Origin of the sequence: Shigella sp. FC1544 (genome assembly GCF_001722145.1) — a bacterium.
GTDB lineage: Bacteria > Pseudomonadota > Gammaproteobacteria > Enterobacterales > Enterobacteriaceae > Escherichia > Escherichia coli.
Genome location: NZ_MECT01000120.1, coordinates 1 through 6,109 on the forward strand (window position 1 = coordinate 1; position 6,109 = coordinate 6,109).

5 protein-coding genes and 1 pseudogene are annotated in these 6,109 nt (G+C 51.5%); 2 read left to right on the forward strand and 4 right to left on the reverse strand.

The features are described 5' to 3' along the window. Nucleotides 1-57 precede the first annotated feature (57 nt). From BGK49_RS08405 to cof, 3 genes and pseudogenes are all read right to left on the reverse strand, one after another. Nucleotides 58-1,710 (reverse strand): annotated as a pseudogene (locus BGK49_RS08405) (SmdA family multidrug ABC transporter permease/ATP-binding protein); the annotation flags it as partial. 29 nt (nt 1,711-1,739) lie between these two features. Continuing rightward, the gene (gene decR / locus BGK49_RS08410; RefSeq protein WP_054495872.1) at nt 1,740-2,198 is read right to left on the reverse strand and encodes a DNA-binding transcriptional regulator DecR; all 459 of its coding nucleotides are present in this window, start codon (nt 2,196-2,198) and stop codon (nt 1,740-1,742) included. Between the two features lie 152 nt (nt 2,199-2,350). Beyond that, complete coding sequence (cof, locus tag BGK49_RS08415; RefSeq protein ID WP_000113027.1) at nt 2,351-3,169, reverse strand: HMP-PP phosphatase; 819 nt, start codon at nt 3,167-3,169, stop codon at nt 2,351-2,353. Nucleotides 3,170-3,268: 99 nt separating this feature from the next. Here cof and BGK49_RS08420 point away from each other — a divergent pair, with 99 nt between their 5' ends. Beyond that, nucleotides 3,269-4,969 (forward strand): SgrR family transcriptional regulator, encoded by a 1,701-nt coding sequence (locus tag BGK49_RS08420; RefSeq protein ID WP_001238231.1) that lies wholly within the window; start codon nt 3,269-3,271, stop codon nt 4,967-4,969. 64 nt (nt 4,970-5,033) lie between these two features. Then, nucleotides 5,034-5,729 (forward strand): 7-cyano-7-deazaguanine synthase QueC, encoded by a 696-nt coding sequence (gene queC, locus BGK49_RS08425; protein WP_000817229.1) that lies wholly within the window; start codon nt 5,034-5,036, stop codon nt 5,727-5,729. 51 nt (nt 5,730-5,780) lie between these two features. On the opposite strand, the gene BGK49_RS08430 is transcribed toward queC, so the two are convergent. Continuing rightward, nucleotides 5,781-6,104 (reverse strand): thioesterase family protein, encoded by a 324-nt coding sequence (locus BGK49_RS08430; RefSeq protein ID WP_046891685.1) that lies wholly within the window; start codon nt 6,102-6,104, stop codon nt 5,781-5,783. Between the last annotated feature and the right edge of the window lie 5 nt (nt 6,105-6,109).

Below are 6,109 nucleotides of genomic sequence, written 5' to 3' on the forward strand. Positions count from 1 at the left end.
CCGGAAATCTGCGAGGCTCCACACCTGCCAGTTTCACCCTTTTAACCATCATACTGCTCCGTGTTTAATTGTGTGGGATGCGTTCATTACATTTTCACTGGCTTCCGTCAGTGCCGAAAGGCGATGGGCACTGATGATTACCGTTCTTCCCTGTCCCCACTGACGCAGGTTATGCAGGATCTGGTGCTCTGTGCGTCCGTCCACCGCCGAAAGCGCATCATCAAGGATGAGGATTTCCGCGTTGACTAATAACGCTCGAGCAATGGAGATACGCTGTTTTTGCCCACCGGAAAGCATCACGCCGCGCTCGCCCACTTCTGTATCGTAACCTTGCGGTAGACGCAAAATATCGTCATGTACGCTGGCTAACCGCGCGACATGCTCAATCTCTTGCTGGGTGGCATTCGGGCAACCCAACGCGATGTTGTTCGCTACGGTGTCGGAAAAAAGGAACGGTGTCTGGCTAACTACCGCCAGGCGGCTACGCCAGCTATCGAGTTGTAACTTCGTCAGAGGAATATCATGAAAGCGAATATCCCCCTCGCTGACGTCGAAATGACGCTGAATGAGCGACAACAGGGTACTTTTGCCGGAACCAGTCGGCCCGCAGATACCCAGCATCTGACCGGGTTTCAGGGCGAAATTGACGTTTTCCAGCGCAGGATGGTCAGTCTGCGGATACGTGAACTGGTGAATATTTACATCCAGTTCGCCACGCCCTTCCGGCACGGGTTCGCTACCATCGTTCACCACCGGCGCTTCCGCCAGCATCGCGCGAATACGGCTGTATGCAGCACTACCACGTTCCACAATGTTAAACATCCATGCCAGCGCCAGCATTGGCCAAATCATCAGACCTAAATACATCATAAAACTGGTGAGCTGGCCCAGCGTTAAACTGCCCTGCACCACCATCCAACTACCGCCGCCAATCGCCAGCAAGTTCGCCATACCAATCGCGATATAGATGGTCGGGTCGAAACGAGCATCAATACGCGCCACCCGCATGTTTTTTTTGCCGGTATCTTCGGCATCCGCGGCAAATAACGCCGACTGGCGATCTTCCAGGCCAAAGGCTTTGATCATGCGGATACTGGTGAGGCTTTCCTGGGTGCGGTCATTAAGACTAGAAAACGCCGCCTGTGCCAGCTTAAAGCGTTCATGCAAGGCATCGCCGTTGCGCTTGATCATGATCGCCATCACTGGCATCGGCAACAGGGCAAATAAGGTCAACTGCCAGCTAATTTGCGTAGACATCATAATCAACACAGCGCAGCCCATCACCAGTGAATCCACCAGCGTCAGCACCCCTTCTCCGGCTGCAAACACGACGCGATCGACGTCATTGGTCGCACGAGCCATGAGGTCACCCGTGCGATGACGCAGGTAAAACTCAGGATGCTGCCGGCTTAGCTGACGGTAATAATCTTCACGCAGTTCAACAGCCAGTTGATAAGACGCACCAAACAGCAATACCCGCCAGACGTAACGCAGGAAATAAACCACAACGGCAATCAGCACCATGGTGGCGATCCACATCAGGATCTGCCCGGTAGTAAAGTGTTGTTCTGTCACGCCATCGACAACAATACCAACCACTTTTGGCGGAACCAGTTGCAGCATCGCGATAATGACAAGCAAGGCGACAGCCCCGAGATAGCGACGCCATTCCCGACGGAAATACCAGCTTAATTGAGCAAATAATCGCACGCGTTGTGTCCTGACCTGATTCTGGATATTTATTCGATGGGTAAAGAAGTGGTGTATTTAATCTGTTCCATCGCGAAGCTGGAAGTGACGTCCGACAGCCCCGGCACGCTGTTTACCAGACGCTTATAAAACTCGTCGTAGCGTTTCATGTCGGCAACCTGGACGCGCATCAGATAATCGTATTCACCAGCCATGCGCCAGAACCCCAGCACTTCTGGCATTTCGGTAACCACCGTGACAAAGCGGCAATACCATTCTCTGCTGTGATGTTGCGTTTTTATCAGCACAAAGGCGGTCAGGCCGAGGCCTATTTTTTCCGGATCCAGCAGGGCGACTTTGCCGATAAGGATACCGTCGTCCTCCAGCCGTTTCAGGCGCTTCCAGCAAGGGGTGGTTGTCAGATTAACGGCTTCAGCCAGTGCCTGCAAAGAGAGGGTGCAATCCTGCTGCAGTAAGGCCAGCAGCTTACGGTCAATTTTATCTAACATAGCCCTTCCACAGAGAATTTTTTTCTCTTTTAATTCTATTTTAAAGGTGAAATCACGACAATTTATTCTGTGCGGTTTAAACACCACGGCACAAAATGACAAATTCAACGCAAAAAAAACCGGGCAATTGCCCGGTGCTGGAAGGGATCTCATTATTCGGGGGAATAAGGTAGATGTGGATAGTCCAGCCAGTGCGTCAAATAGTGAGAGACAGCCTGATTTCGGCAATGTCCAATCACCGGTAAATGCGGGAGCTCCGCGCGCAGTTGCGGCATCGCATTGCCCATAATAAACCCGCTACCGACGCTGCCTAACATTTCGCGATCGTTCATCGCATCACCAAAGGCCATGCAATCGCGCAACGATAAACCTAAATGTTGGGTCAGCACCGTCAATGCAGCGCCTTTATTGCAGCCCACCGGCAGCACTTCGAGGCAATCCGTGGCGGAAAAACACAAATGTGCACGCTCGCCCAATGCTTCGTATAGCTGGATCTGCAAGCGTGTAAGATCGTCGTGATCGCCACAGAAGCAGATCTTGGTGACGCTGCCGAGTGGCATTTTTTTGACATCGATTATCTGATAACGAAAACCGCTATAGACAAATGCCTGCAACAACGCAGGGATCTCTTTCCCGGTAAACCAACCGTCGTCATTGAAGATATGCATGCTGGCTCGGGTATCCCATTGCTGATACAGCACCAGCTCCGCGACATCCGCAGGTAAATCATCACGATGTAAAAGTTCACCTTCCAGAGAATGCACGCGCGTTCCGTTGCCGGTAATCAAATATGCATCCAGCGATAGCGCCCCGAGAATATGCTGCATCTCCAGCGCATGACGCCCCGTGGCAAAAGTGAGGGTAATGTCGCGTTCACGCAGTCGCGCCAAAGTAGAGAGGGTTTTCTCACCTAAATGATGGTCAGGCATCAATAAAGTGCCATCCATATCAAATGCTGCCAGACGAGCCATTTCTTTCTCCACTCTGTGACACGGTTAATGGAGATTGAGTATCACCTGATATATACGGAAGTAATAGTGAATAGTTAAATAATATTGTTCCGGGTTTATATGCGATTGCTCAACCGTCTTAACCAGTATCAACGTCTGTGGCAACCTTCAGCCGGAAAGCCGCAAACCGTCACCGTCAGCGAACTGGCCGAACGCTGTTTTTGCAGCGAACGCCATGTTCGTACGCTGTTGCGTCAGGCACAGGAGGCGGGATGGCTGGAGTGGCAGGCGCAGTCAGGACGCGGAAAGCGCGGACAATTACGCTTTCTGGTCACGCCGGAATCGCTACGCAATGCGATGATGGAACAGGCACTGGAAACCGGAAAGCAGCAAGATGTGCTGGAGCTGGCGCAACTGGCCCCAGGTGAGCTACGCACTCTGTTACAGCCGTTTATGGGCGGACAATGGCAAAACGATACACCCACGTTGCGTATTCCCTACTATCGCCCGCTCGAACCGCTACAACCAGGCTTTTTGCCCGGCCGTGCCGAGCAGCATCTCGCCGGGCAGATATTTTCCGGCCTGACCCGCTTCGATAATAATACTCAGCGCCCGATTGGCGATTTAGCGCATCACTGGGAAACCTCTACTGACGGGTTACGCTGGGACTTTTATCTTCGTTCAACCCTACACTGGCATAACGGCGATGCAGTAAAAGCCTCACACTTACACCAGCGATTATTGATGCTGTTACAACTGCCAGCACTGGATCAATTATTTATTAGCGTGAAGCGTATTGAAGTCACCCATCCGCAGTGTCTGACCTTCTTTTTACATCGCCCCGATTACTGGCTTGCGCACCGGCTGGCGAGCTATTGCAGCCATCTGGCGCATCCGCAATTCCCACTGATCGGCACTGGTCCTTTTCGCTTAACACAATTCACAGCGGAGCTGGTGCGCCTGGAGAGCCATGATTATTACCATTTGCGTCATCCGCTGCTTAAAGCGGTTGAGTACTGGATAACTCCGCCGCTTTTCGAAAAAGATTTGGGAACCAGTTGTCGGCATCCCGTGCAAATCACCATCGGCAAACCGGAGGAGCTGCAACGGGTCAGCCAGGTCAGTAGTGGCATCAGTTTAGGTTTTTGCTATTTAACGTTGCGCAAAAGTCCCCGACTCTCCCTCTGGCAGGCGCGAAAAGTGATCTCCATTATTCATCAATCCGGTTTATTACAAACGTTAGAAGTCGGAGAAAACCTGATCACCGCCAGTCATGCATTACTGCCAGGCTGGACTATTCCGCACTGGCAAGTACCGGATGAAGTCAAACTACCGAAAACCTTGACGCTGGTTTATCACCTACCGATAGAACTTCATACCATGGCAGAACGCCTACAGGCGACACTGGCAGCGGAAGGCTGTGAACTCACAATTATTTTTCATAACGCAAAAAACTGGGACGACACGACCCTACTGGCACACGCAGACCTCATGATGGGCGACAGATTAATTGGCGAAGCACCGGAATATACTCTGGAGCAATGGCTACGTTGCGATCCACTATGGCCACATGTTTTCGACGCTCCAGCATATGCACATCTGCAATCGACGCTGGACGCGGTGCAAGTAATGCCTGATGAGGAAAACCGATTTAATGCCCTGAAAGCGGTTTTTAGCCAGTTAATGGCAGACGCGACGCTGACGCCGCTGTTCAACTATCACTATCGCATTAGTGCCCCTCCCGGCGTGAACGGTGTGCGACTGACACCGCGCGGCTGGTTTGAATTTACCGAAGCCTGGCTTCCCGCGCCGTCGCAATGAATAGCTGGTCCGGGTTAATCGCAGGCGTTACCATAACGCTTTTATTGTTCAAGCAGGATTATCTATGAAACGTGCTGTCGTTGTGTTCAGTGGAGGCCAGGATTCCACCACCTGTCTGGTGCAGGCATTACAACAATATGATGAAGTCCATTGCGTGACGTTCGATTACGGTCAGCGACATCGCGCAGAAATCGACGTGGCACGCGAACTGGCGCTGAAACTGGGAGCACGCGCGCATAAGGTTCTTGATGTAACGCTGCTCAACGAGCTGGCGGTCAGCAGCCTGACACGTGACAGCATTCCGGTGCCTGATTATGAACCTGAAGCCGATGGCATCCCGAATACGTTTGTCCCAGGGCGTAATATTTTGTTCCTGACGCTGGCGGCAATATATGCGTATCAGGTAAAAGCAGAAGCCGTAATTACCGGCGTCTGTGAAACGGATTTCTCCGGCTACCCGGATTGCCGCGATGAGTTTGTGAAAGCACTAAACCATGCCGTCAGTTTGGGCATGGCGAAAGATATTCGTTTTGAAACGCCGCTGATGTGGATTGATAAAGCGGAAACCTGGGCGCTGGCAGATTATTACGGCAAACTGGATTTAGTCCGTAACGAAACGTTGACCTGCTATAACGGCATTAAAGGCGACGGTTGCGGTCATTGTGCGGCATGTAATTTACGCGCCAACGGTTTGAATCATTATCTGGCCGATAAACCGACGGTGATGGCAGCGATGAAGCAGAAAACCGGGTTGAGGTAATTATTCCGGGTGTCGCCGGATGCGGCTTGAGCATCCGGCACCACAAAACGTTTACTTAACCATCTGCTCCAGCTTTTCGCGCAATTCCCCTTCCAGAGCTAATGCTTTCTGCGTTTTAAGATCAATACAAACAAACGTAATAAGCGCATCCGCTACCACCTGCCCTTCCGGCTCCAGTGTAATGACCTGGCTTAAGATGCCGCTTTTACCGTTTAATTGCTGCAACTGACTGGTAATAGTTAACAGGTCACTTAATACCGCTGGGCGACGATAGTTAATATGTAAGCGTACAGCCTGAACCGTCTGGTCAGAATCTGACGAATTAGACAAAGTGGTGTCCACCAAATAAGTAGTGGGAACCAAAGTGTCAGATATGCAGA